At 46.8% G+C, this 24,649-nt stretch carries 23 protein-coding genes, 2 pseudogenes and 1 riboswitch; of the genes and pseudogenes, 21 read left to right on the forward strand and 4 right to left on the reverse strand.

Annotated features, from left to right (window positions below):
* Positions 1-301: 301 nt before the first annotated feature.
* A complete protein-coding gene (gene htrA, locus M1D98_RS06820) occupies positions 302-1,660 on the reverse strand; it encodes a serine protease HtrA (RefSeq protein ID WP_121642405.1) in 1,359 nt (452 codons plus the stop codon).
* Between the two features lie 174 nt (positions 1,661-1,834).
* Between htrA and proG the strand changes: the two genes are divergently transcribed.
* The 10 genes from proG (at position 1,835) to M1D98_RS06870 (ending at position 12,215) form a co-directional block, all read left to right on the forward strand.
* Positions 1,835-2,653 carry a pyrroline-5-carboxylate reductase ProG gene (proG, locus tag M1D98_RS06825; RefSeq protein WP_010330442.1) on the forward strand — a complete coding sequence of 273 codons (819 nt, stop codon included), beginning with the start codon at positions 1,835-1,837 and terminating at the stop codon, positions 2,651-2,653.
* A 128-nt stretch (positions 2,654-2,781) separates the two neighbouring features.
* On the forward strand, positions 2,782-3,606 hold the full coding sequence (gene dppA, locus M1D98_RS06830; RefSeq protein WP_010330443.1) for a D-aminopeptidase DppA: 825 nt from the start codon (positions 2,782-2,784) through the stop codon (positions 3,604-3,606).
* A gap of 18 nt (positions 3,607-3,624) precedes the next feature.
* Positions 3,625-4,551 (forward strand): dipeptide ABC transporter permease DppB, encoded by a 927-nt coding sequence (gene dppB, locus M1D98_RS06835; protein WP_010330444.1) that lies wholly within the window; start codon positions 3,625-3,627, stop codon positions 4,549-4,551.
* 5 nt (positions 4,552-4,556) lie between these two features.
* Positions 4,557-5,519: a dipeptide ABC transporter permease DppC gene (dppC, locus tag M1D98_RS06840; RefSeq protein WP_268527701.1), complete on the forward strand. Its 963-nt coding sequence runs from the start codon at positions 4,557-4,559 to the stop codon at positions 5,517-5,519.
* 4 nt (positions 5,520-5,523) lie between these two features.
* Positions 5,524-6,531, forward strand: a complete 1,008-nt coding sequence (locus M1D98_RS06845; RefSeq protein ID WP_456280138.1) for an ABC transporter ATP-binding protein — start codon at positions 5,524-5,526, stop codon at positions 6,529-6,531.
* Positions 6,532-6,533: 2 nt separating this feature from the next.
* Positions 6,534-8,183, forward strand: a complete 1,650-nt coding sequence (gene dppE / locus M1D98_RS06850; RefSeq protein WP_456280139.1) for a dipeptide ABC transporter substrate-binding protein DppE — start codon at positions 6,534-6,536, stop codon at positions 8,181-8,183.
* A gap of 87 nt (positions 8,184-8,270) precedes the next feature.
* Complete coding sequence (locus M1D98_RS06855) at positions 8,271-9,230, forward strand: S66 peptidase family protein (RefSeq protein ID WP_456280140.1); 960 nt, start codon at positions 8,271-8,273, stop codon at positions 9,228-9,230.
* Positions 9,227-10,306: an L-Ala-D/L-Glu epimerase gene (gene ykfB, locus M1D98_RS06860; protein WP_010330449.1), complete on the forward strand. Its 1,080-nt coding sequence runs from the start codon at positions 9,227-9,229 to the stop codon at positions 10,304-10,306. Before M1D98_RS06855 ends, ykfB begins: the two co-directional genes overlap by 4 nt.
* Positions 10,307-10,323: 17 nt before the next feature.
* A complete protein-coding gene (locus tag M1D98_RS06865) occupies positions 10,324-11,229 on the forward strand; it encodes a C40 family peptidase (protein ID WP_456280141.1) in 906 nt (301 codons plus the stop codon).
* A complete protein-coding gene (locus M1D98_RS06870) occupies positions 11,226-12,215 on the forward strand; it encodes an ABC transporter ATP-binding protein (protein WP_456280142.1) in 990 nt (329 codons plus the stop codon). The genes M1D98_RS06865 and M1D98_RS06870 overlap by 4 nt, the downstream gene beginning before the upstream one ends.
* A 42-nt stretch (positions 12,216-12,257) precedes the next feature.
* On the opposite strand, the gene pgl is transcribed toward M1D98_RS06870, so the two are convergent.
* Together pgl and M1D98_RS06880 are read right to left on the reverse strand one after the other, a co-directional pair.
* A complete protein-coding gene (pgl, locus tag M1D98_RS06875; RefSeq protein ID WP_121642412.1) occupies positions 12,258-13,307 on the reverse strand; it encodes a 6-phosphogluconolactonase in 1,050 nt (349 codons plus the stop codon).
* An 89-nt stretch (positions 13,308-13,396) separates the two neighbouring features.
* Positions 13,397-14,257, reverse strand: coding sequence for an arginine deiminase family protein (locus M1D98_RS06880; protein WP_435576889.1), 861 nt, complete (start codon positions 14,255-14,257; stop codon positions 13,397-13,399).
* A 183-nt stretch (positions 14,258-14,440) separates the two neighbouring features.
* Between M1D98_RS06880 and M1D98_RS06885 the strand changes: the two genes are divergently transcribed.
* Together M1D98_RS06885 and hmpA are read left to right on the forward strand one after the other, a co-directional pair.
* Positions 14,441-14,959, forward strand: coding sequence for an acyl-CoA thioesterase (locus M1D98_RS06885; RefSeq protein WP_010330454.1), 519 nt, complete (start codon positions 14,441-14,443; stop codon positions 14,957-14,959).
* Between the two features lie 244 nt (positions 14,960-15,203).
* Entirely contained in the window at positions 15,204-16,403 is a 1,200-nt protein-coding gene (gene hmpA, locus M1D98_RS06890; RefSeq protein ID WP_456280143.1) for an NO-inducible flavohemoprotein, read from the forward strand.
* Positions 16,404-16,469: 66 nt separating this feature from the next.
* On the opposite strand, the pseudogene M1D98_RS06895 reads toward hmpA, so the two are convergent.
* A pseudogene (locus tag M1D98_RS06895) lies at positions 16,470-16,568 on the reverse strand (hypothetical protein); the annotation flags it as partial.
* Between the two features lie 103 nt (positions 16,569-16,671).
* On the opposite strand from M1D98_RS06895, the gene M1D98_RS06900 reads away from it, so the two are divergent.
* The 9 genes and pseudogenes from M1D98_RS06900 (at position 16,672) to M1D98_RS06940 (ending at position 24,588) form a co-directional block, all read left to right on the forward strand.
* Positions 16,672-17,403 carry a DUF421 domain-containing protein gene (locus tag M1D98_RS06900; RefSeq protein ID WP_456280144.1) on the forward strand — a complete coding sequence of 244 codons (732 nt, stop codon included), beginning with the start codon at positions 16,672-16,674 and terminating at the stop codon, positions 17,401-17,403.
* An 88-nt stretch (positions 17,404-17,491) separates the two neighbouring features.
* A pseudogene (locus M1D98_RS06905) lies at positions 17,492-18,030 on the forward strand (DinB family protein).
* Positions 18,006-18,521, forward strand: coding sequence for a GNAT family N-acetyltransferase (locus M1D98_RS06910; RefSeq protein ID WP_121642415.1), 516 nt, complete (start codon positions 18,006-18,008; stop codon positions 18,519-18,521). The pseudogene M1D98_RS06905 and the gene M1D98_RS06910 overlap by 25 nt, the downstream one beginning before the upstream one ends.
* Before the next feature lie 33 nt (positions 18,522-18,554).
* Positions 18,555-18,666, forward strand: a riboswitch (guanidine-I (ykkC/yxkD leader).
* Positions 18,667-18,743: 77 nt separating this feature from the next.
* Complete coding sequence (gene ykkC, locus M1D98_RS06915) at positions 18,744-19,082, forward strand: multidrug efflux SMR transporter subunit YkkC (protein ID WP_121642416.1); 339 nt, start codon at positions 18,744-18,746, stop codon at positions 19,080-19,082.
* The gene (gene ykkD, locus M1D98_RS06920) at positions 19,082-19,399 is read left to right on the forward strand and encodes a multidrug efflux SMR transporter subunit YkkD (RefSeq protein ID WP_010330460.1); all 318 of its coding nucleotides are present in this window, start codon (positions 19,082-19,084) and stop codon (positions 19,397-19,399) included. The genes ykkC and ykkD overlap by 1 nt, the downstream gene beginning before the upstream one ends.
* A 70-nt stretch (positions 19,400-19,469) precedes the next feature.
* The gene (gene purU / locus M1D98_RS06925) at positions 19,470-20,372 is read left to right on the forward strand and encodes a formyltetrahydrofolate deformylase (protein ID WP_010330461.1); all 903 of its coding nucleotides are present in this window, start codon (positions 19,470-19,472) and stop codon (positions 20,370-20,372) included.
* Between the two features lie 360 nt (positions 20,373-20,732).
* On the forward strand, positions 20,733-21,830 hold the full coding sequence (gene proB / locus M1D98_RS06930; RefSeq protein ID WP_121642418.1) for a glutamate 5-kinase: 1,098 nt from the start codon (positions 20,733-20,735) through the stop codon (positions 21,828-21,830).
* Between the two features lie 11 nt (positions 21,831-21,841).
* Positions 21,842-23,089, forward strand: coding sequence for a glutamate-5-semialdehyde dehydrogenase (gene proA, locus M1D98_RS06935; protein WP_121642419.1), 1,248 nt, complete (start codon positions 21,842-21,844; stop codon positions 23,087-23,089).
* Positions 23,090-23,235: 146 nt separating this feature from the next.
* Positions 23,236-24,588 carry an IS1182 family transposase gene (locus M1D98_RS06940; RefSeq protein ID WP_456280145.1) on the forward strand — a complete coding sequence of 451 codons (1,353 nt, stop codon included), beginning with the start codon at positions 23,236-23,238 and terminating at the stop codon, positions 24,586-24,588.
* Positions 24,589-24,649 lie beyond the last annotated feature (61 nt).

The following is a 24,649-nucleotide window of genomic DNA, read 5'->3' on the forward strand; positions in this document are numbered from 1 at the left end:
AGTCATGCTGAAATAAAATAGTGTCGACTTCGGTTTGTCTGAATGTCAGCTGAATATCTTGAGGGCGTTGCAGAAACGCACGTTGAGAGACGTATCGATTATTAATAGAATACTGGCACCCAGTGCAACTCCCCAGCCGTCGATTCAGAAAGGAGAAAGCTTAGCGCAGAAAAATTAAGCTTGCTGATATCATGCTCGATCCCACGTATCTCAGATGTTGAGGTAGATTGTTTCGCAGAGCTGACAGGCCTTTTGTCCAATAAAAAACCTCAGGCCGCTTTGCGGCCTGAGGCGTTATGTCTTACGAAGTTGTTTCTTCCTTTTGATCGAGTTTGATTTTTTTCGTCATTTCTTTGCCGTTTCTGAGAATTTTCACTTCCACGGTATCACCGATGTTTGCGTCCTTATATAAGATATTGCGCAGTTCACTGCCTGTAGTGATTTCTTTGCCCTTCAGGCTGATGATAATATCCTCCGCTTTCAATCCAGCCTTTTCAGCAGGAGAGCCTGAGGCGACCTCACGGATGTATACGCCCTTATTCAGCTGGCTGCCGAACAGGCCGAGTGTGCCTTCTTGGTAGTTTTGCGGCACTTGTTCTAAATCAAGCATGCTGACACCGATATAAGGGCGTTCAATTTGCCCCTTAGACAGCAATTCTTCTGCAATCGGTTTTACATCGTTGCTGGGGATCGCAAATCCAATGCCCTCAACATCATCTTCGCTGATTTTCATACTGTTAATGCCGACGATTTTGCCGTCTGTATTTAACAATGGACCACCGCTGTTACCCGGGTTAATCGCTGCGTCGGTTTGAATCACGTTAATGCTGGTTTGACCGGCTGATGTGGACATTGAAACCGTTCTGTCCACACCGCTTACAATTCCTTGCGTTACTGTGCGGGACAGGTCTTTTCCGAGCGGATCTCCTATCGCAATGACGGTCTCGCCTGTTCTGAGATTGGATGAATCGCCAAAGCTTGCCACTTTTGTTACGTGGTCATCACTGATTTGAAGGACTGCTAAGTCTGTTAACGAGTCACTGCCTACCAGCTTTGCTGTCGCTTCCGTGCCGTCATATAAAGATACCTTCAGTGAAGATGCCCCTTCTACGACGTGGTTATTCGTAATGATATAAGCCTTGCCGTTCTCTTTTTTAAACATGACACCAGATCCTGAACCGCTTTCCGTACCTTCGCTGGAACCGGATGAGCCAGAGCCGAACAAAGAGCTGTTTGACTGGGCCTGAAGATTAGTGATACCGACAATGGCCGGTGAAATCTCTTCCACCATATTTGAGATTTTAGAAGAATCCTCGCTCTTGAATGCAGATGAGCTGCTTGAGTCTGACGAGCTTTTGCCAGATTCAGAGGATGTGCTTTTCGCAGTAACAGATTGCGTTTGCTGCTGGCCTGATGATTGTTTTGCTGTATCCTGAGCATTATGGTCGCCAAGCGGTGTAAACGTGTAAATGCCAAGGGCGAGACTGCCGCCGATCACACCGCCAAGCAACGGTCTGAACCATCCAAAGCCTCGTTTTTTCTTCTCCTGATCATGAATGACGTTACGGGCTGAGTGGGAGGTGCCCTGATCGTTCTCTTTCGCTAGAAAGACCTCATTCTCATTTCCTTCCGTCTTGTTTTCGTCACGATAGTTATCCATCATGTTCACTCCATTTCTCTATTTTCATACATTTTTTCAATTTGATTATGATAGGTTTATGACTTGAGTTTATCATAAACAAAAACTGTGGGATAAAAATGAAAAGATTATGGGAAATTGTGAAAAAGGGCGGAAAACGGTACACTTCTTATTGTATATGAAAGGACTGAGTCGATGGAACAGATTGGATTGATTGGATATGGCAGCATGGCCGATATGATCGCCAGGCAGCTGTTGAAGCATGGACAAATTAAGGAGAATGAACTCTTTATTGAAACAAGAACGAAAGGGGAGCGGCTGAAGGCGCTGATATCAGATTATCCACATGTATCGGTTGATTCGCTTGAGAACTGGGCGGATGCATGCCGTTTGATATTGATATGTGTCCCGCCGCTAAATATTATTGAAACAATGCGCCGTCTGCACCCGTATGTGAACAGGAGCACGCATATCGTATCCATTGCCGCCGGTGTGCCGCTGCGTCTTTTGGAGGCTGAAACGGAAGCCGGTATATCACGTGTCATCCCTGCCATTACGTCCGAAGCAGAAGCGGGCATCTCGCTTGTCGTTCACAGTGAAACACTGACAGCTGATCAAAAAGAACGCCTGAATGAACGGTTATCGGTTTTCAGCCGTGTACGAGAAATCAATGAATCGAATATAGACGCCGCCAGCAATTTGACGAGCTCGGCACCAGGGTTCATAGCTGCTATCTTCGAAGAACTGGCGCTGTCTGCAGTCAGAAACAGCACCCTGTCCAAGGAAGAAGCCTTTGATTTTCTGATTCACTCGCTGTATGGAACTGGCAAGCTGTTGATCGAAAAGAAGGTATCTTTCGAGGAAACGCTGGAACGTGTCGCAACGAAAGGCGGAATCACAGGAGAGGGAGCTGAGGTGATCCGGGCCTCGGTGCCGGACGTTTTTGATGAGATGTTTGAAAGAACCTTGAAAAAATATGAGCTGCTAACAGAACAGGCGGAGAAACAGACGTGAATCCTTGAAAGAGGATTCATTTTTTTATCACTGAAAAGTTGTGATTTGCCCCGGCTATATTGCATTTTTCCTCTTTTTTTAATATAATTTGTTAGAATATTCATAATTTAGTAAAAAGGAGGAGTGTTATGAAGCTGTACATGTCAGTAGATATGGAAGGGATTTCGGGTCTTCCGGATGATACCTTTGTAGATTCCGGCAAGCGAAATTACGAACGCGGGCGGCTTATCATGACTGAAGAAGCAAACTACTGTATTGCCGAAGCGTTTAATAGCGGGTGTACCGAGGTGCTGGTCAATGACAGCCATTCGAAGATGAATAATCTGTTGGTCGAAAAGCTTCATCCTGAAGCAGACTTGATTTCCGGTGACGTCAAACCGTTTTCAATGGTAGAAGGGTTGGATGATACGTTCACAGGCGCTTTGTTTCTCGGTTATCATGCGAGAGCTTCGACTCCGGGTGTGATGTCACACAGCATGATTTTCGGCGTCAGGCATTTTTACATAAACGATCGGCCTGTCGGTGAGCTTGGGTTAAATGCGTATGTTGCCGGTTATTATGATGTCCCGGTGTTAATGGTAGCCGGAGATGACCGGGCGGCCAAGGAAGCGGAAGAGCTCATACCGAATGTCACGACAGCCGTTGTCAAACAAACCATTTCAAGATCCGCAGTGAAGTGCATGTCCCCCGCGAAAGCCGGCCGGCTTTTGACAGAAAAAACCGCATTTGCCTTGCAAAACAAAGACAAAGTCAAACCGCTCACACCGCCTGACAGACCGATCTTAGGCATTGAATTCGCCAATTACGGCCAGGCAGAATGGGCCAATCTGATGCCGGGAACTGAAATCAACCCGGGTACCACAACCGTTCAATTTCAGGCGAAGGACATGCTTGAAGCCTATCAGGCGATGCTTGTCATGACTGAGCTTGCGATGCGGACATCATTCTGCTGAAGGGGGGTGTTTTAGGCATTGGCTCGATACATGATGAAGCGTTTTGGGGCAATGGCAGCTACGATTTTGGTGATTACCACCCTGACTTTTGTTCTTATGAAGGTCATTCCCGGATCTCCTTTTAACGAGGAGAGAGGCACAAATGAAGCCGTTCAAAAAAATCTCGAAGCCTACTATCACTTAGACGATCCTCTCATTTTCCAATACATCATCTACCTAAAATCCATCATTACATTCGATTTCGGACCTTCCATTAAAAAACCGTCAGACAGCGTAAATGACATGCTGGAACGCGGATTTCCCGTTTCCTTTGAGCTTGGAATGACAGCGATTGTCATTGCTGTGATTTCAGGGCTCGTGCTGGGCGTAATCGCTGCGCTCCGCCGTAATGGCTTTTTGGACTACGCTGCGATGAGTTTGGCTGTACTTGGCATCTCCATCCCGAATTTTATTCTGGCAACATTGCTCATTCAGCAATTTGCTGTCAATCTTAAACTATTTCCCGCTGCCACATGGACGAGCCCGATTCATATGGTGCTTCCGACCGCAGCGCTTGCTGTTGGGCCAATGGCGATCATTGCCAGGCTGACACGGTCAAGCATGGTCGAAGTCCTGACACAGGATTATATCCGCACAGCAAAGGCAAAAGGGCTTTCTCCGTTCAAAATTATCGTAAAACACGCACTCAGAAATGCACTCATGCCCGTCATTACCGTCTTGGGCACACTAGTCGCCAGCATTTTAACAGGAAGCTTTGTTATTGAAAAAATCTTTGCCATTCCGGGAATGGGAAAATATTTTGTTGAAAGCATTAATCAGCGGGACTATCCCGTGATTATGGGAACGACCGTTTTTTACAGCGTCATTCTGATCATCATGCTGTTTTTGGTCGACTTGGCTTACGGTCTCTTAGACCCGCGCATTAAACTGCATAAGAAAGGGTGAGGCGTGTGAATCTCCCTGTACAAACAGATGAACGCCAGTCAGAGCAAGATTTTCAGGTGCCGGATGAGTGGTTTGTCTCGAATCAGGAAAAAAATCGAGAAGCCGATTCGGTTAAGCGGCCGAGTTTGTCATACACGCAGGATGCCTGGAGGAGGCTGAAGAAAAATAAATTAGCGATGGCGGGGCTCTTGATTCTTTTATTTCTTTTTGTCATGGCAGTAATCGGGCCTTTTTTATCGCCCCATAGTGTCGCGCGCCAATCACTGACCGAGCAAAATCTTCCGCCTTCAGCCGAGCATTGGTTCGGCACCGATGAGCTCGGCCGGGATGTGTTTACCCGCACATGGTACGGAGCGAGGATTTCGTTATTTGTCGGCGTGATGGCAGCGCTGATTGATTTTGTGATCGGAGTTATCTACGGAGGTGTTGCCGGCTATAAAGGCGGCAGGACTGACAGCGTCATGATGCGGATTATCGAAGTGCTGTATGGCTTGCCGTATTTGCTTGTTGTCATTTTGCTGATGGTGCTGATGGGGCCGGGACTCGGCACTATCATTGTGGCGCTGACTGTGACCGGATGGGTTGGCATGGCGAGAATTGTAAGAGGGCAGGTGCTTCAGATGAAACATTATGAATATGTACTCGCCTCGAAAACCTTTGGTGCGAAAACCTTTCGCATCATCCGGAAGAATCTGCTTCCGAATACAATGGGAGCGATTATCGTACAAATGACATTAACCGTACCTGCCGCTATATTCGCAGAATCCTTTTTAAGCTTTCTCGGCCTCGGCATACAGGCTCCGTTTGCCAGCTGGGGTGTGATGGCGAATGACGGCCTGCCTACAATTTTATCCGGGCATTGGTGGCGCCTGTTTTTTCCGGCCTTTTTCATTTCCTTAACAATGTATGCGTTTAATGTGCTCGGGGACGGATTGCAGGATGCGCTCGACCCTAAGCTGAGGAGGTAGCTGTATGGAAAAAGTTCTGTCAGTCAAACATCTGCACGTTTCTTTTACGACTTACGGCGGGACGGTTGAGGCGGTCAGAGGGGTCAGCTTTGATTTGTATCAAGGTGAAACCTTTGCAATCGTCGGCGAATCCGGCTGCGGCAAAAGCGTTACCTCCCAAAGCATCATGGGCCTGCTTCCGTCCTACTCAGCGAAGGTGACGGACGGCAGCATTTTATTTAAGGGGAAAGACCTTTGCCGTCTCTCTGACAAAGATATGAGAAGCATAAGGGGAGCCGACATTTCTATGATTTTTCAAGACCCGATGACGGCGTTAAACCCGACGCTGACGATCGGAGACCAGCTGGGGGAAGCACTTCTGCGCCATAAAAACATGAGCAAAAAAGCGGCGAGGGAAGATGTGCTTTCCATGCTGTCAATGGTCGGCATTCCCGATCCCGAAGAGCGTCTCAAACAGTATCCGCACCAATTCAGCGGCGGCATGAGACAGCGGATCGTCATTGCGATGGCGCTCATTTGCGAGCCTGATATTTTAATCGCAGATGAACCGACCACCGCTCTTGACGTGACCATTCAGGCACAGATTTTGGAGCTGTTTAAAGAGATTCAGAGAAAAACGAATGTGTCTGTCATTCTGATTACACACGATTTAGGGGTCGTTGCCCAAGTTGCCGACAGAGTCGCAGTGATGTATGCCGGCAAAATAGCGGAAATCGGCACGAGAAAAGATATTTTTTATCAGCCTCAGCATCCTTATACGAAAGGGCTGCTGAACTCTGTCCCGCGGTTGGATACGGAGGGCGCGGAGCTGATTCCAATTGACGGGACGCCGCCGGATTTATTTTCACCTCCGCCAGGCTGCCCGTTTGCCGCCCGCTGTCCGAACAGGATGATCGTGTGTGACAGGGTATACCCGGGCCAGACGATCAGGTCTGACACGCACACCGTCAACTGCTGGCTGCAGGATCAACGGGCTGAGCATGCGGTGCTGTACGGCGACGCGAAGGATTGATCATGAAAAGGGGGAAGAGAATGAAACGAGTGAAAAAGCTTTGGGGAATGAGTCTTGCATTAGGGCTTTCATTTGCGTTGTTGGGATGTACAGCAAACGAACAGGCCGGAAAAGAAAGCGGTCATGACAAAGCAAAAACAAGCGGAGAAAAAGTGCTGTATGTAAATAACGAGAATGAACCGACTTCATTCGATCCGCCGATCGGTTTTAATAATGTATCGTGGCAGCCGTTGAATAACATCATGGAGGGGCTGACGCGCCTCGGGAAAGATCATGAGCCTGAACCGGCAATGGCGGAAAAGTGGTCTGTGTCAAAAGATAAAAAAACCTACACATTTACGATACGGGACAATGCGAAATGGACAAACGGAGATCCGGTAACGGCTGGAGACTTTGAATACGCGTGGAAACGGATGCTTGATCCGAAAAAAGGGGCTTCCTCCGCGTTTCTAGGCTATTTTATTGAAGGCGGTGAAGCGTATAACAGCGGGAAAGGGAAAAAAGAGGATGTGAAGGTGACGGCAAAGGATGATCGAACCCTTGAAGTAACGCTTGAAGCACCGCAAAAATATTTTCTCAGCGTCGTGTCCAATCCGGCGTATTTTCCAGTAAACGAAAAGGTCGATAAAAAACATCCAAAGTGGTTTGCTGAGGCGGATACATTTGTCGGGAACGGTCCGTTTAAGCTGACGGAATGGAAGCATGATAACAGCATCACAATGGAGAAAAGCGACACGTATTGGGATCAAGATACCGTGAAGCTTGATAAGGTGAAATGGGCGATGGTCAGTGACAGAAATACAGATTACCAGATGTTTCAGTCTGGGGAACTGGATACCGCTTATGTCCCTGCTGAGCTGAGCGGCCAGCTGATGGATCAGGAAAACGTGAGCATTGCCAGCCAGGCGGGCCTTTATTTTTACCGATTTAATGTGAACATGGAGCCCTTCCAAAATGAAAACATCAGAAAAGCCTTTGCGCTGGCTGTCGATCAGGAGGAAATTGTAAAGTACGTCACGAAAAACAATGAAAAGCCGGCGCATGCTTTTGTATCGCCCGGGTTTACGCAGCCTGACGGCAAGGATTTCCGTGAAGCGGGAGGAGACCTGCTCACACCAAACGAAAACAAAGCGAAGCAGCTGCTGGAAAAGGGCATGAAGGAAGAAAACTATGATAAGCTTCCTGCGATCACTCTCACTTACAGCACAAAGCCCGAGCATAAAAAGATTGCCGAGGCGATCCAGCAAAAATTGAAACATACCCTTGGAGTCGATGTGAAGCTGGCCAATATGGAATGGAACGTATTTTTAGAAGACCAAAAAGCGCTAAAATTCCAATTCTCTCAAAGCTCATTTTTGCCTGATTACGCCGACCCTATTAGTTTTCTGGAAGCCTTCCAAACAGGAAATTCGATGAACCGCACAGGCTGGGCCAATAAAGAATATGATCAGCTGATCAAGCAAGCGAAACATGAAGCCGATGAAAAAACGCGTTTTTCCCTCATGCATCAAGCGGAAAAGCTGTTGGTCAATGAAGCGCCGATCATACCGGTTTATTTCTATAACCAGGTCAATCTTCAAAACGAACATGTGAAGGGAATCGTCCGGCATCCTGTCGGCTATATCGATTTAAAATGGGCCGATAAAAACTGACGCCGGCAATTGAGAAATACTGCTTCTTTATGGCGAAGAAGCGGTATTTTTTCTCATTCTTGCACGTATACGTAGGGTGCAGAGCAAATGAAAGGAGCGATTCAGTTGAATCACAAGCCGAAAGCGCTGAAAAAGGGTGATGCAGTCGGAGTAATCGCGCCCGCAAGCCCCCCGGATCCAAAAAAGCTTGACACCGCGCTTTTATTTTTAAAAGAGCTAGGTATAAAGGTGAAATTGGGCAAGGCGCTAAAAAACCAGCACGGTTATCTAGCGGGACAGGATGATGAGCGGCTGGCTGATCTCCATGAGATGTTCAGAGACGAGGAGGTAAAAGCCGTGCTGTGCGCATGCGGGGGGTTTGGGACAGGACGTATCGCCGCCGGCATTGATTTCAGCTTAATCCGCAAACATCCTAAAATCTTTTGGGGGTACAGCGATATTACGTTTTTACATACTGCCATCCATCAAAACACAGGCCTTGTCACCTTCCATGGCCCGATGCTCAGCTCAGATATTGGCCTCGACGACGTTCACCCGCTGACAAAAGCGTCGTATGAGCAGCTATTCCAAGAGACGGAATTCACCTATACTGAAGAGCTTTCTCCGCTAACCGTGCTTGTTCCGGGGAAAGCGGAAGGCGAGCTTGTCGGAGGAAACCTCTCTTTGCTGACGTCTACGCTGGGTACGCCGTTTGAAATTGATACGAGAGGCAAACTTCTGTTTATTGAAGATATAGACGAGGAGCCGTATCAAATCGACCGGATGCTGAATCAGCTGAAAATGGCAGGAAAGCTGACCGATGCAGCCGGAATTCTTGTTTGTGATTTTCATAACTGTGTCCCGGTGAAGAGGGAGAAGTCCCTCTCGCTTGAGCAGGTGCTTGAAGACTATATTGTTTCGGCAGGCAAGCCTGCTCTGAGAGGATGTAAAATCGGCCACTGCTCACCGAGTTTCGCCGTACCGATCGGTGCGCAAGCTGCTATGAATACAGAACAAAAAACAGTCGTGATCGAGGCGGGCGTTTCAGAAGGGGCGCTGAAGACATGAAAATCACGCGAATCGAAACAACCCGAATCGCCGTACCGCTGACAAAGCCGTTTAAAACCGCGCTTCGCACTGTGCATACAGCTGAATCGGTCATTGTAAGGATCACTTATGACAACGGCGCTATCGGATGGGGGGAGGCGCCTCCGACGATGGTGATTACAGGAGACAGCATGGAAGGCATTGAAAGTGCGATTCACAATGTCTTGAAGCCGGCACTAGTTGGAAAAAGCCTGTCCGGCTGTGAGGCCATTTTTCACGACATTCAGCATCTCCTCACAGGAAACCAGAGCGCGAAGGCGGCTGTGGAGATGGCGGTATACGACGGCTGGGCGCAAATGTGCGGACTGCCGCTTTACCAATTGCTCGGCGGATACCGAGATACGCTGGAAACGGACTATACCGTCAGTGTCAACCCGCCTGAAGAGATGGCAGCTGATGCTGAGCAATATCTCAAACAAGGCTTTCAAACGCTGAAAATAAAAGTCGGCAAAGATGATATTGCAACAGATATCACCCGAATCCAGGAAATCAGAAAACGTGTCGGCCCAGCCGTGAAACTTCGATTAGACGCCAACCAGGGGTGGACGCCGAAGGAAGCGATAACAGCCATTCGGAAAATGGAGGATGCAGGTCTTGGCATTGAGCTTGTCGAGCAACCTGTCCATAAAGACGATCTCGCTGGGCTTAAAAAGGTGACAGATGCGACAGATACACTGATTATGGCTGATGAAAGTGTGTTTACGCCGCGGCAGGCGTTCGACATTCTTCAAACCCGGAGCGCTGACTTACTTAATATTAAATTGATGAAAGCGGGCGGCATCAGCGGAGCAGAGAGAATCAATGCCATGGCCGAGGTGTGCGGAGTGGAGTGCATGGTCGGCAGCATGATCGAAACGAAGCTGGGCATTACGGCCGCGGCGCATTTCGCCGCAAGCAAAAGAAATATCACACGCTTTGATTTTGACGCGCCGCTGATGCTGAAAACAGATGTCATCAAAGGCGGCATCACATACAGCAACAGCAAAATTACGATGCCTGACAGACCGGGTCTCGGTATCACCGGAGCTGCGCTATAGAAAGGGGAAATAAAACCATGATGCATACTGTCATATCAGCAGTGGCCAACATTTGGACCTCGCCTGATTCGCCGCGTCCTGCTGACCAAGTGATGCTTCGTCCGACTGTAATGATCAGAGACTGGCTGGAGCGCATGACGTATGATGACAGGCTTGGATTATGTACAGACAATGTGATCCAGACCCAGGTTCTCTTTGGCGAAAAGGTATTGGTGACAGGAGAACAGGGCGAATGGGTTTCTGTGATCGTGCCGAGCCAGCCATCCCGAAAGGATCCGCGCGGATATCCGGGCTGGATGAGAAAGAACCAGCTGAAAAAAATAAGCCTCATTCAGACGCAAAGCGATGTGATGATCAGCAAACCTGCTGCCTTTTTATATAAAAGTAATGGCGAAAAGGAAATTGAATTAAGCTTTTTAACGCTCCTGCCCTTTATTGCAGAAGAAAACGGATATCTTAAGGTTTCAACACCTTTGGGGGAAAGATTTGTGAAGCAAACGGACGCAGCGCATGTTCGCGAACAGAAAGGGACTGTTGAAGACATCATTCAAACGGGGATGTTTTTTCTCGGACTGCCCTACCTGTGGGGAGGGATCAGCGGATTTGGATTTGATTGCTCAGGGTTTATGTACAGTATATGTAAAGCCAATGGATACAGCATCCCTCGTGATGCGGGAGATCAGGCAAAGGCGGGGAAGGACATCCCGCTTGATGCTATGAAAGCCGGTGATCTGCTGTTTTTTGCTGATGGGGAAGGAAAAGGAGCGATTCATCATGTCGGTCTGTCCGTCGGCGGCGGGAAAATGCTTCATTCTCCAAAGACAGGGAAATCAATCGAAATCCTCACGTTGAAAGAGACCATCTATGAAAAAGAACTTGGTGCGGTCCGCCGCTGTTTTTCAGAGAAGGAGGGAGACAAATGACGCCACTGCCTTTGTTAGAGGTCAGCCAGCTGAAAATGCACTTTGACGCAGGGAAAAAACGGACGGTCAAAGCCGTCGACGGGGTTACCTTTCAGATTCTTGAGGGAGAAACATTCGGGCTAGTCGGTGAATCAGGGTGCGGAAAATCAACCTTGGGGAGAGTGCTGATGCGCCTGTATCAGCCAACGGAAGGAAGTGTGAAATACCGCGCCACAAACCTCCACTCACTGAGTGAGAAAGAGCAGTTTGCTTTCAACCGCAAGCTGCAGATGATTTTCCAGGATCCTTATGCTTCATTAAACCCGCGCATGACCGTCAGAGAAATCATTTTGGAGCCGATGGAGATTCACAATCTATACAATACCCATAAAGCGCGGCTTCTCATTGTGGACGAGCTGCTTGAGGCAGTGGGGCTTCACCCGGACTTTGGCAGCCGCTATCCTCATGAATTCAGCGGCGGGCAGAGACAAAGAATCGGGATTGCCAGAGCACTGTCGCTGAACCCTGAATGTATTGTGGCGGACGAACCGATTTCTGCACTTGATGTCTCGGTTCAGGCGCAGGTGGTCAACCTGCTGAAGCAACTTCAGAAAGAGAAAGGGATTACGTTTTTATTTATTGCCCATGATCTTTCGATGGTGAAGCATATCAGCGACAGGATCGGTGTGATGTACTTAGGGCACATGATGGAAATTACAGAGAGCGGCACCTTGTATCGCGAACCGCTGCATCCTTATACAAAGGCGCTTTTGTCCTCGATTCCGATTCCGGACCCTGAATTGGAGGATAAGCGCGAGCGCATCCTCTTAAAAGGGGAGCTGCCGAGCCCGGTCAATCCGCCGAGCGGCTGCGTGTTTCGGACACGCTGTCCGGAGGCGATGCCTGAATGCGGGGAATCCCGTCCCCAGCTTCAGGAAATTGAAGCAGGCCGATTTGTCGCTTGCCATTTGTATCGAAATGCTGAAACGAAGGAAAAAGTGAGATAAATAAAAAGAGTGGCTCCTTTTTACTAGAGCCACTCCATTTGTTTATACTTGATGTAAAAACTTTACACAAACCGGGTAAGGGACGGAAACAGTTGAAGAAAGCACTGTCAATCGGCCGGTTTCTTTGTCTCTTTCAAATAGGACAAGGTTGCCTGTTTCTTCATTTGAAGCAACAAGGAACGCTTCTGTTGGATCAAGGACGAAATCACGAGGCCAGTTTCCTTCTGTCGAAACTCTTTCCACAAAAGCCAGCTCGCCTGAATATTGATTCACTTCAAAGACAGCGATACTGTCATGGCCTCTGTTTGCGACATAAACAAAACGTCCGTCCTGTGTGACATGAATGGCGCTTCCCTGGCTGTTATCCGTAAAATCATCAGGAATGGCAGAGACAACCTGGATTTCTCTAAATTCTCCGGCTGTCGGATTGTATTCAAGCGCAATCACTTCATTGCTTAATTCTGTCATCACATAAGCGTATTTTTCTTTCGGATGAAAAGCGATATGGCGAGGTCCTGCGCCGGGAGCGAAGGCATGGCTTCCGGATTCAGTGAATCCGCCGTCCTTCAGCTTATAGGTGTACAGTTTATCAGTTCCTAAGTCAACCGCTACAACATAGTTGTGTTCAGGTGTGAATCCAGCGTAGTGTGTATGCGGTTTTTCCTGTCTTTCGTGCGGCCCTTTTCCTGTGTGGGCGGCTTCTGAAGCAGGTGATTGCAAGCTTCCGTCTTCCTGAACCGGAAAAGCGTGGACCTTCCCGCTGTGATAATTGGCAGTCAGTACGAACTGATTTTGATCATCAACGCTTACGTGGCATGGCGATGGGCCATCGATTAACTGATGATTCAGAAATGTTAATTCACCGCTGTTTTGATCGATTTGATAGGCAGCAACTCCGCCTTGGCCGTCTGCTTTTTCAATTGAATATAGAATGGTGTTGTTTTTATTCGGTGTTACATACGTCGGATTGCCCAGTTTAGCGGCAAGCTTTGGCTCACTGAGTGATTTTTTCTCAGTATCAAGCTCAAAAGAATAAATTCCTTCACTTCCGCCTTTTGTATACGTTCCGACATACCCTATGTACTTTGTCATGCGAATGCCCCCTTAAAAATGATGTCACCTCTATATTAACGTATCTTGATAAAATAAGCTGTTCAAAACGTAGAAAAGGGGAGGATTCTTCATTCACCGCGAATCAGCGGCATCGTACAGCACCTGAAGGAGCCGCCTGATTTGATAATTTCTGTCAGGTCAATTTCGATGATATGGTAGCCTCTATTTAATAACTGCTGATTGACATGGCGGTTGCAAGGGAGGCTGATAATCGTTTTTCTTCCAATGGAAAGGACGTTGGTTCCGAGCGTAAATTGTTCATCCTCGGGCACTTCAATGAGATCATAACGTTTTGCCAGCATATCAACTTCCTCTGGCTCAAGGGCTTGAGGATAAATTAACGCTTCGTTTTCAGATATGATGTTAAATACGCAGTCCAAATGCAAATATTTTTCATGCAGGTGAACGGGGACGACTGTATAGCCAGGAAGTGCCTTTTTTAGCTGGCCGATGGCTGACATATTCGTGCGCTGGCTGATTCCGACGTAGACAATTTCGCCATCAATTATGACGTCACCGCCTTCAATGCTTGTATGAAGCATGTGGGTGTAAGGAATGCCTTGAGTGTGGAAAAACTCTTTTATTATAGCTTCTTCCCCTTGGCGAATCGGTTCCGCCATGCTCGAGAGGAAGGCTTTTTCTCCGATGACAAATCCTATGTCCCGGGTAAAGACCTGCTCGGGGAGTCCTTCGCGGACAGGCAAAAGGATGACATCGATGTTGTGAGACCTGAGTGCTTCAATAAAGCGGCTGTGCTGATCTGTAGCGGTTTTTACATGGATATTGTCCTCTTCAAAATGTTTTTGTGTTTCGTTTATGACATCTTTTATCGTCATATGCTCCGGCCTGCATAAAATGACTTTCTCAAGTGCGCCGTATTCCGTTCGGCATACCGTTTTTTGCTGTTGTTTCGGGATGGATGCTTCCATAGGTTCTCCTCCTGACCGTTTGAAGAATACAGGTATTATTTCCCCATCACCAAAATCCTTAAACGTATTGGAAAGAAGACAGGCAAACCATTTTAAATTTTAGACAAATGGCAGAGAATATTGTTTAATAGGAGAATATGAGTGTATGTTGCTAAACGATCAGACATCAAAGGGGAGAAAGATATGGAAACACCAGAAACAAGATTTTGTAAAGAGTCAAAGGTTGTAAAAACCAGCAGGGTGTTCCCGCTTGATACGAACAACCATAACACGCTGTTTGGCGGAAAATTAATGAGTTATATCGATGACATTGCCTCTATTTCCGCGGCGCGCCATTGCAGACGTGAAACAGTAACCGCTTCGATGGACTCAGTCGATTTTTTGAAGCCGATCGGCCAAAAGGAGTCTGTCTGCTTGGAGTCATATGTGACATGGGTCGGCACTTCCTCGATGGAGGTGTTTGTGAAAGTCATTAAGGAGCATCTGATGACTGGCGAACGGGAACTTGCCGCGACATCCTTTTTGACATTTGTCGCATTGGATTCAAATGGAAAACCGATGCCTGTTCCGAGAGTTGTGCCGGAAACGGAAGAAGAGGTGATGCTTCATAATACAGCTGTTCAGCGCGCCAATGAACGGAAGAACCGCAAGAAACACAGCCAGGCGCTAGCAAATGCGCTTGGAACTGAAAAACCTTGGTAATCGTTACACCCAAAACACAAGTTGTTTTGGGTTTTTTTGTGCTTGCGTCTTTCCGCTAGTGATCATGACAGGGGGTAGTCCGTATTTGCTAGGGGATGCTATAAAAAAGCAACAATTATCACATTAAATGGATAATTTTGTGACAAATTTATTAAAGATTCATTTGAAATATATCTTTTATTCGCGGGATCGTGTATCTTAAAGATATATTTTAAATACATCTTTTGAAAGGATTGTTTATGCGATGTTAGATAATCAAACAATCGAAATCATTAAAAGCACTGTACCCGTATTAGAACAGCATGGAGAAGCAATCACTGGCCGTTTTTACGATCTGATGTTCCACGATCATCCAGAGCTTCTGAACATGTTTAATCAAACCAATCAAAAGAAAAAAACGCAACGAACTGCCCTTGCAAATGCCGTTATTGCAGCTGCGGCAAATATTGACCAGCTCGGAAATATTATTCCTGTCGTCAAACAAATCGGCCATAAACACCGCAGTATCGGAATCAAGGCTGAACATTATCCAATCGTCGGCAAATATTTGCTGATTGGGATCAAAGATGTTCTGGGAGACGCCGCGACACCTGATATTATCCAGGCATGGGAGAAAGCGTACGGCGTAATCGCTGACGCGTTCATCGGAATTGAAAAAGAAATGTATGAGCAGGCGGAAGAGCAAGCCGGCGGCTGGAAGGAGTATAAGCCATTCGTCATTGCGAAAAAAGAGCGGGAAAGCAAAGAAATTATATCCTTCTATTTGAAGCCGGAAGACGGCAAGCCGTTACCTGAATTTCAAGCAGGACAGTATATCAGCATCAAAGTGCGGATTCCTGGTTCTGAATATACGCATATTCGTCAATACAGCCTGTCTGATATGCCGGGAAAAGACCATTACCGAATCTCAGTGAAAAAAGACGGGACCGTATCTTCGTATTTACACGATGGGCTGCATGAGGGAGATTCAATAGAGGTCAGCGCACCGGCAGGGGACTTTGTTTTGAATCCTTCATCACAAAAAGATCTCGTTCTGCTCAGTGCCGGAGTTGGTATTACACCAATGATCAGCATGCTGAAAACATCTGTTTCTAAGCAGCCTGAACGGCAGATTCTGTTCATTCATGCCGCGAAAAACAGTGAATACCACGCTTTGCGCCATGAGGTGGAAGAAGCTGCAACCCATTCTTCTGTGAAAACCGCATTTGTGTATCGTGAGCCGACTGAGGAAGACCGAGCAGGTGATCTTCAATTTCATGAAGGACAGATTGATCAGCAGTTCCTCAAAGAACTGATTGCCAATACAGACGCGGATTATTATATTTGCGGTTCCCCCTCATTTATTACGGCAATGCATAAGCTTGTGTCAGAACTCGGATCAGCGCCGGAGTCAATCCATTACGAGCTGTTCGGCCCGCAATTAAGTTTGGCGCAATCCGTTTGAGCACATACATGAAACTCTTCTCCTTTCTGAGAAGAGTTTTTTGTGATAGAAGAGCAGACAAGCGCCCGTTTCTACAGGATTTTGTTGTTCTTGCATCGTTCTCAGCAATTCATTGTTTCTCCATTTTCGCTCTAAACCGGCTAGCCTGTCGAATGTCTGCTGCTGTTCACGTTGTCTATTTAGGCACCGGATAAAAGGGGTGATGCATAGAGGATATGCCTCGGGGCACAATAGGCTCAATATGACTAGCAGATGGAGGTAAGGATCAGTGTTATGGATGGTATGGGCATTTTTGCTGAAGCCAGTTATCGTATTTTCAATTGCGTATATTTTGTTTCGGCTTGCCGGTAAAAAAGCCGTGTCACAAATGAACAATTTTGATCTGCTTTTGACCTTCGCGATTGGTACGATTATCAGTGAACCGATTCTTACATCCAGGCTGCCGATGTCCATTTATTACGCAGGCGCTTTTTTGGTGCTTTATCTCCTGATGACCAAGCTCTCCCTTTCTAATAAATGGAGATGGTTGCTTGTCGTAAGCCCGACAGTCTTAATCCGAAACGGAGATATTGATGAACAGGGACTGCGTAAAGAAAGGCTGACTGTTAATGAACTGCTCGGAAAGCTGAGGGAAAAGGGCTATGCCGATCCGGCTGACATTGATCTTGCCATCATTGAGGAAACGGGAGAAGTAAGCGTCATTCCAAAAGAGGAAGCGAGAGCGGTGCAGGTGCGGGATTTGAATATGGAAGCTGAACGGAGTTTTATCCCGATCCCACTCATATTGGATGGCGAAATCCTTGACCATAATTTGAAATACCTTCAAAAAAACCGATCCTGGCTGTTTGAGCAGCTTGAGGAAAAAGGGTACAGCCCTAAACTGCTGTCCTCGGTCACACTAGGCACGATGAATGCCCATGGCGATATCTCGCTTGATGTGAATTCCTCCAACGGCCCGCAGCATGATCCCTACTTATATAAACCGGGAAATAACAATTGATCCTGCTCTCTATTTAAGGGAGCTTTTTTCTTTTTTAAAGGGAATTTTTTCTTGGTGTCAAATGTACCTAGTAAGGGGGGAGCTGAACATGAAGGACTTATGTATTAGAAACGACATGGCGCCGACGGTCAGTCTGCTGTATTCCGCAGTGGAAGAAAACAGTCTCCGTCTGGCTTCTATTGTAAGTCACATGACACAGGGTGAACTATATTATAAGGGCAGCTGCCAAACAAAAAACAGCACGGCTCAGCTGTTGCGCCATATCGCAAATGTTGATATCAGGTGGATATGGTGTGTCAAGGAAAATCGGATACCAGATCATATTGAGCGGACATACGGCCCGATGACAGATGAAAACGGACAGCTGCCTGAACCGAAAAACCAACCCGGTTTAGATGAACTCCTAAGAGGACATCAGCATGTGGTAAACGAGCTGAAATCGGTATGTTTCACCTTAACCGATAATGATTTGCATCGGCCGCTTACTTACGCTGATGACACTGCGACGGTAAGGTGGGGCATTTGGCTATGGCGGATCATAACCGCTATCACCAAGCCCATATTGAAGTCCTCAAAAAAGAATGGAAGCAGGAGAGGATGATATGGGCGTTAAAACGAAGCTTGTGACCGACCGAATTCGTTTGCGCTGTATGGAAGATCGGGATTATGTCTCTTTGCTTAAGCTTTTTAACGACCATGATGTGATGAAATATTACTCCGGCTTAAAAGATAAAAGGCAAACCCGCGAGTGGATCAATTGGAACAAAAGAAATGAAAAAGGGTACGGCGTCAGTCTGTGGATTGCTGAAGATAGACAGACGGGAGACTTTTTGGGGCAATGCGGCATCGTTCCCCAACAGATTGAAAATCAAACAGTCATGGAAATCGGCTATATGTTGGCCCGCCGCCACTGGGGGAACGGCTATGCGAAAGAAGCGGTTCAAGCCTGCCTGGACTACGGCTTCAACGAGCGGCAGTTCGGCAAGATGGCGGCTTTGATTGACCCGGATAATAAAGCGTCTATACGGGTGGCGGAGCACATCGGCATGCTTTACAGCAGAACGATCAGAAAATGGAATAAACCGATCGCGGTATATGAAAGAAAATCTTACAATTGAAAGAAAGAGGCGGGTTATAGTATCATGATGTCAGGTAAAGTTTTCTAGGGTTCCGCATGTCAATGGACATGGACTGGTCCGAGAGAAAACACATACGCGTAAATAGAGGCGTGTATGCACACGGAGGGAAAAAAGCCCGGGAGAGTCAATCTCATGTGAGACGACTGTCCGGGGTTTTTTTGTTTTCGGAGATTCTTACCAGAAAGAAAGGAATGACTTGAAATGAAATGGGGATTAGTCGTGTTTGCCGCCGTTTTCGAGGTTGTTTGGGTGGTAGGCTTAAAGCATGCTGACTCAGCATTAACATGGAGCGGCACTGCCGTTGGCATCATAGTCAGTTTTTATCTTTTAATAAAGGCGACAAACAGTCTGCCTGTCGGAACCGTGTATGCCGTTTTTACCGGACTTGGGACGGCAGGAACAGTGCTGAGTGAAATCATTCTGTTTCATGAGCCGGTTGGATGGCCGAAGCTTTTGTTAATCGGTGTGCTCCTAATTGGTGTAATCGGATTGAAGCTTGTGACACAGGATGAGACAGAAGAAAAAGGAGGCGAGGCATAATGCTGCACTGGATCAGTTTATTGTGCGCGGGCTGTTTGGAGATGGCCGGCGTGGCCCTTATGAATCAATATGCGAAAGAAAAAAGCATGAAATGGGTGCTGTTGATCATTGTTGGTTTTGCCGCTTCATTTTCCTTGCTGTCTTATGCAATGGAAACCATTCCGATGGGCACGGCTTACGCTGTCTGGACAGGCATTGGCACCGCAGGCGGGGCGCTTGTCGGCATCCTCTTTTACAAGGAGCCGAAAGACGCCAAACGGATCTTCTTTATCGCTTTGATTTTGTGCTCAGCGGTTGGTTTAAAAATTCTGTCATAAATTGATTTTTATCAAATCTTCAGTATAATGGATAAATAGTTTAGACTTACAAAGATAAGAGGGATTATTCATGAAATCATATATGACTCAGCGTTTAAACGAATTCCGCGACGGAAATGAGGACAAAGGCCGTCTTTTGGTCAGCTGTCCTGATCAGCCGGGTATCGTTTCTGCGGTTTCCGCGTTTTTATTTGAACACGGCGCCAATATTATAGAATCCAACCAATATACGACAGACCCTGAAGGCGGCCGATTTTTCCTGAGAATCGAATTCAACTGCGAGGGCATTCGTGAGAAAAAAGAAACACTGCAGGAGGCGTTTGCGTCTGTTGCAGAAACATTTGACATGACATGGAGCTTAACATTGGCAAGCGAACTGAAACGTGTCGCCATTTTTGTATCAAAGGAGCTTCACTGCCTGCATGAGCTGATTTGGGAATGGCAAACCGGCAACCTTATGGCGGAAATCGCTGTTGTCATCAGCAACCATGAGGAAGCGAGGGAACTGGTTGAGCGGCTGAATATCCCATTCCATTATATGAAAGCGAACAAAGACATCAGAGCGGAAGTCGAAAAAAAGCAGCTTGAACTGCTTGAGCAATATGAGATTGATACGATCGTTCTTGCGCGCTATATGCAAATCTTAACCCCTGACTTTGTTTCAGCCCATCCGAATCGCATCATTAATATTCACCATTCATTCCTGCCTGCTTTTATCGGTGCGAATCCGTACAAACGGGCTTACGAACGCGGCGTGAAATTGATCGGAGCGACATCCCACTATGTCACAAACGATCTTGACGAAGGGCCGATCATTGAACAGGATATTGAGCGCGTAGACCACCGTGACAATACGGAAGCGCTGAAAAACATCGGCAGAACAATTGAACGCAGCGTGCTTGCCCGTGCTGTGAAATGGCATTTGGAAGACCGCGTCATCGTTCACGAAAATAAAACAATCGTCTTTAACTAGACTGCAAAAGGCCCGCGCCAAGCGGGCTCTTTTTGATGATAAAAAACTTGACAAGAGACTTTTTTCTTTGCATAATATAAAAAAATCATTGAGCGTTGAAGAGGATTAGTAAGCAGACCTTTCTGTGACAGAGAGCAAAATGAACCGCTGAAACATTTTGCCGCATGAAACCTGCCGAACCTGCCTTGGAGTCTTAGGGGGAAAACCTAGGCGCATAACCTGGCGTTACAGGAAAGCGGAGCGCGCATAAGTGCGTTCAATCAAGGTGGTACCACGGAAACCCATTTCGTCCTTATGAATCAGGATGAAATGGGTTTTTTTATTGTAAGTTGGCTGGCGAAGAGCCGCGGAGGAGAATAAATGAAAAAACAAAGAATAGTAGTGAAAATAGGAAGCAGTTCGCTCACGAATAGCAACGGAAGCATTGATGAGGCGAAAATCAAAGAGCATGTTCAAGCCATTTCACTGTTGAAGAAAGCGGGACATGAAATGATTCTGATTACCTCGGGAGCCGTAGCGGCGGGGTTTTCCAGCCTCGGTTATCCGTCCCGCCCCGTTACCATTAAAGGAAAACAGGCGGCGGCCGCGGTCGGACAAACACTGTTAATGCAGCAATATATGAATCAATTCAAACAATACGCACTGACTCCGGGGCAGATCCTTTTAACGAGAAATGATTTTTCGAAAAGAGAACGGTATCGAAACGCGTACGCAACGATTATGGAATTACTGGAGCGCGGTGTCATTCCGATTATCAATGAAAACGACTCTACATCTGTTGAAGAATTGACATTCGGTGATAATGACATGCTTTCTGCGTTAGTGAGCGGATTGATTCATGCGGACCAGCTTATGATTCTCACTGACATCAACGGGCTGTATGATGCCAATCCGAATGAACATCCTGAGGCGAAACGATTTGATGATTTGCCAGAGATCACGCCTGAATTGCTGGGGTATGCGGGTTCAGCCGGATCAAAGGTCGGCACCGGCGGTATGAAATCAAAGCTGTTAGCCGCACAAACCGCTCTGTCTCTTGGCGTGAAAGTGTTCATTGGAACAGGAAGCGGAGAGCAAAAGCTTGCGGATATTTTGGACGGCAAGGGAGACGGCACTTACATCGGTGACAAAGAACGATCCTCGGTTAACAACACGAGACAGTGGATTCAGTTCCACTCACCGATCGCAGGAGAAATTGTGATTGATGCGGGTGCCGAGGAGGCGATGATCCATCACGGAAGCAGCCTGCTGCCTGCTGGCGTAGTTGGCGTAAATGGAAGCTTTCCAAAAGGGGCGGTCGTAGAAGTTCGGGGGCCGGGCGGCGTGATCGGAAAAGGCCAAACACATTACTCCTCCGAGGAGATAATGGCGGCCAAAGGCAAACGCAGTGATGAACTCGATTTTGAGAAAACGTTTGAGGTGATCCACAGGAATGACTGGGTCAATGTAAAAGACTAGGAGGCGGAAAAATGAGTGAAGTTTCTGTAAAAGCGAGACTGGCAAATGAAGCAGCAGCGGAACTGATCATGAAAACAACGTCTGAAAAAAATGAGGCGCTCAGTCTTATCGCAAACGGGCTCCGGCAAGAAAAGGATTTTCTCTTAGCCGAAAATGCGAAAGATATTGAGAATGGAAAGAACAATGGCTTAACATCAGATATCATTGATCGCCTGACATTGGATGAGAAACGCATTCTTGATATAGCGGACGCGGTAGAGCTTTTAATTGATTTGGCAGATCCAGTCGGTGAATCTCTTGAAACGATTGAAAAGGAGAACGGCCTGCTGATTGAAAAAATCCGTGTTCCGCTTGGTGTGGTCGGAATGATCTATGAAGCGAGACCAAACGTAACAGTCGACGCGGCCACCCTCTGCTTAAAAACGGGAAACGCGGTTGTCCTGCGGGGGAGCTCCTCAGCCATTCACAGCAACAAAGCCCTCGTCAATGTCATTCACAGAGCGCTTGAGCAGTCTCCGCTTCCAATTGACGCCGTCCAGCTGATTGAGGATACGAGCAGAGAAACGGCAAAAGAACTCTTTACACTGAACGATGGCCTAGACGTATTAATTCCGCGCGGAGGCAAAAAGCTGATCGATCTCGTTGTGAGAGAATCAACGGTGCCCGTGTTAGAAACCGGAGCAGGAAACTGCCATATTTTCATTGACGAGACTGCCAAACCGCAAATGGCGGAAAAGGTTGTCGTAAACGCCAAAACACAGCGCCCTTCTGTCTGTAATGCAATTGAATCATTGCTGATTCACAAGGCGTGGGCGGAAAAACACGGGAAAGAATTGCTGACTCAGCTGGAAAACGCGGGAGTTGACATTCGCGGAGATGAATGTGTATGTGACCTTCATCCTTCAAGCAAAAAAGCGTCCGAAGAAGATTGGGAAACGGAATTTTTAGCGCCTGTCCTCAGCGTAAAGACGGTTGCGAACGTCGAAGAAGCTGTGAAGCATATCCAACAATACGGCACCAATCATTCAGAAGCGATTTTAACTGAAGATGACAAGAACGCAGTTTATTTCCAAACGGCTGTCGATGCTGCCGCTGTCTACCATAATGCGTCAACCCGTTTTACCGACGGCTTTGAATTTGGATACGGAGCCGAAATCGGCATCAGCACGCAGAAGCTACATGCAAGAGGGCCGATGGGGCTTCCTGCACTGACTTCTACTAAATATATCATTAAAGGAACAGGGCAAATCCGCGAATAGCGGGGGGGAATTCGGTGAAAAAGCTTATCTCTTAACGGGATAAGCTCAGGCTGTCGAGAAAATCTCGACAGCCTTTATTTTTCCTTAAAATATCCATTCACGTGTAATAAAATAAAAGAAAGACTAAAAAGGATGGTGTCTTTCTTATGTTCCACACAAGAAATTCTTCTCAAAACGCAGCCGAATTTGTTCTGCTTGACCAACTCGTCGAAGAGGATCATTTGCTTCGAAAAATTGATAAACACATAGACTTCTCTTTTATCATTGAAAAGGTTAAGCCTTACTATAGCGAAAACAAAGGCCGCCCCTCACTCGACCCGCTGATTTTATTCAAAATGATGTTTATCGGCTACCTCTACGGTATCCGTTCAGAAAGACAGCTTGAAAAAGAAATTTATTACAATATGGCGTACAGATGGTTTTTGGGCCTGAATATCAATGACCCAGTTCCGCACCACTCCACCATCAGCTGGAACAGACGTACACGCTTTAAAGATACAACGATTTTCCAAGACATTTTTGATGAGATCGTTCTTCAGGCCATCAATCATGATATGGTGGGCGGACGTGTCCTTTTCACTGATTCAACTCATCTGAAAGCCAATGCCAACAAGCACAAATACACAAGAAAAACGATTGAACAGGATACACAAAACTATATCAAAGATTTAAATGAAGCCATTCAAGAAGATCGGGAGGAGCACGGAAAAAAGCCATTACCAGCCAAAGAGGAGGTGAAAGCTGAAAAAGAGATCCGCCACAGTACAACTGATCCTGAAAGTGGATATATGTATCGTGAAAACAAACCGGAGGGTTTCTTTTACTTAGATCACCGAACAACGGATATGAAACATAACATTATCACCGACGCCTATGTTACGCCTGGAAATGTCCATGATTCTGTGCCTTATCTTGGCCGATTAGATCACCAAATTGCACGATTTCATTTTGAAGTAGAAGCCGTCGCTCTTGATTCTGGTTATTTAACGACTCCGATCTGTAAAGGGTTAGCCGACCGCCATATTTTTGGCGTTATTGCGCATAGACGATATCACCCTACTAGAGGTTTGTTTCCAAAATGGAAGTTTCATTATGACAGTGAAAAAGACAGATACATTTGCCCGAACCAGCAAACACTTACATACTCAACAACTGACCGAAAAGGCTACCGGTCATATAAATCAAATCCTGAAACCTGTTCCGCGTGCCCATTGCTTGAACAATGCACAAGATCAAAGAACCGCCAAAAGGTCATCACCCGGCATGTATGGGAGGACCACAAAGAAAAGATCAGACAAAATCGCTTATCTGTTTCAGGAAAAAACCTCTATAAAAAAAGAAAAGAAAAAATAGAGCGAAGCTTTGCAGATTCAAAACAGCTGCATGGGCTTCGCTATTGCAGGTTGAGGGGAAAACGGAATGTGAGTGAACAAGTTCTCCTCACAGCCGCATGCCAGAACATGAAGAAGATTGCCACATACCTAGCCAAGCAGGGCTAGGTATGTGGGAGCTCTTTTTCAGTTTTTGAAATCCGCTGAACAACTAAAGAAACAGTAGAAA

The organism is Bacillus sp. K7 (assembly GCF_053903245.1).

Excerpts from the sequence above, each read along its gene's own strand:
- htrA (WP_121642405.1), bottom strand. The coding sequence starts at position 1,660 with ATGGATAACTATCGTGACGAAAACAAGACGGAAGGAAATGAGAATGAG.
- proG (WP_010330442.1), top strand. The coding sequence starts at position 1,835 with ATGGAACAGATTGGATTGATTGGATATGGCAGCATGGCCGATATGATC.
- dppA (WP_010330443.1), top strand. The coding sequence starts at position 2,782 with ATGAAGCTGTACATGTCAGTAGATATGGAAGGGATTTCGGGTCTTCCG.
- M1D98_RS06845 (WP_456280138.1), top strand. The coding sequence starts at position 5,524 with ATGGAAAAAGTTCTGTCAGTCAAACATCTGCACGTTTCTTTTACGACT.
- dppE (WP_456280139.1), top strand. The coding sequence starts at position 6,534 with ATGAAAAGGGGGAAGAGAATGAAACGAGTGAAAAAGCTTTGGGGAATG.
- M1D98_RS06855 (WP_456280140.1), top strand. The coding sequence starts at position 8,271 with ATGAAAGGAGCGATTCAGTTGAATCACAAGCCGAAAGCGCTGAAAAAG.
- ykfB (WP_010330449.1), top strand. The coding sequence starts at position 9,227 with ATGAAAATCACGCGAATCGAAACAACCCGAATCGCCGTACCGCTGACA.
- M1D98_RS06865 (WP_456280141.1), top strand. The coding sequence starts at position 10,324 with ATGATGCATACTGTCATATCAGCAGTGGCCAACATTTGGACCTCGCCT.
- M1D98_RS06870 (WP_456280142.1), top strand. The coding sequence starts at position 11,226 with ATGACGCCACTGCCTTTGTTAGAGGTCAGCCAGCTGAAAATGCACTTT.
- pgl (WP_121642412.1), bottom strand. The coding sequence starts at position 13,307 with ATGACAAAGTACATAGGGTATGTCGGAACGTATACAAAAGGCGGAAGT.
- M1D98_RS06880 (WP_435576889.1), bottom strand. The coding sequence starts at position 14,257 with ATGGAAGCATCCATCCCGAAACAACAGCAAAAAACGGTATGCCGAACG.
- M1D98_RS06885 (WP_010330454.1), top strand. The coding sequence starts at position 14,441 with ATGGAAACACCAGAAACAAGATTTTGTAAAGAGTCAAAGGTTGTAAAA.
- hmpA (WP_456280143.1), top strand. The coding sequence starts at position 15,204 with ATGTTAGATAATCAAACAATCGAAATCATTAAAAGCACTGTACCCGTA.
- M1D98_RS06910 (WP_121642415.1), top strand. The coding sequence starts at position 18,006 with ATGGGCGTTAAAACGAAGCTTGTGACCGACCGAATTCGTTTGCGCTGT.
- ykkC (WP_121642416.1), top strand. The coding sequence starts at position 18,744 with ATGAAATGGGGATTAGTCGTGTTTGCCGCCGTTTTCGAGGTTGTTTGG.
- ykkD (WP_010330460.1), top strand. The coding sequence starts at position 19,082 with ATGCTGCACTGGATCAGTTTATTGTGCGCGGGCTGTTTGGAGATGGCC.
- purU (WP_010330461.1), top strand. The coding sequence starts at position 19,470 with ATGAAATCATATATGACTCAGCGTTTAAACGAATTCCGCGACGGAAAT.
- proB (WP_121642418.1), top strand. The coding sequence starts at position 20,733 with ATGAAAAAACAAAGAATAGTAGTGAAAATAGGAAGCAGTTCGCTCACG.
- proA (WP_121642419.1), top strand. The coding sequence starts at position 21,842 with ATGAGTGAAGTTTCTGTAAAAGCGAGACTGGCAAATGAAGCAGCAGCG.
- M1D98_RS06940 (WP_456280145.1), top strand. The coding sequence starts at position 23,236 with ATGTTCCACACAAGAAATTCTTCTCAAAACGCAGCCGAATTTGTTCTG.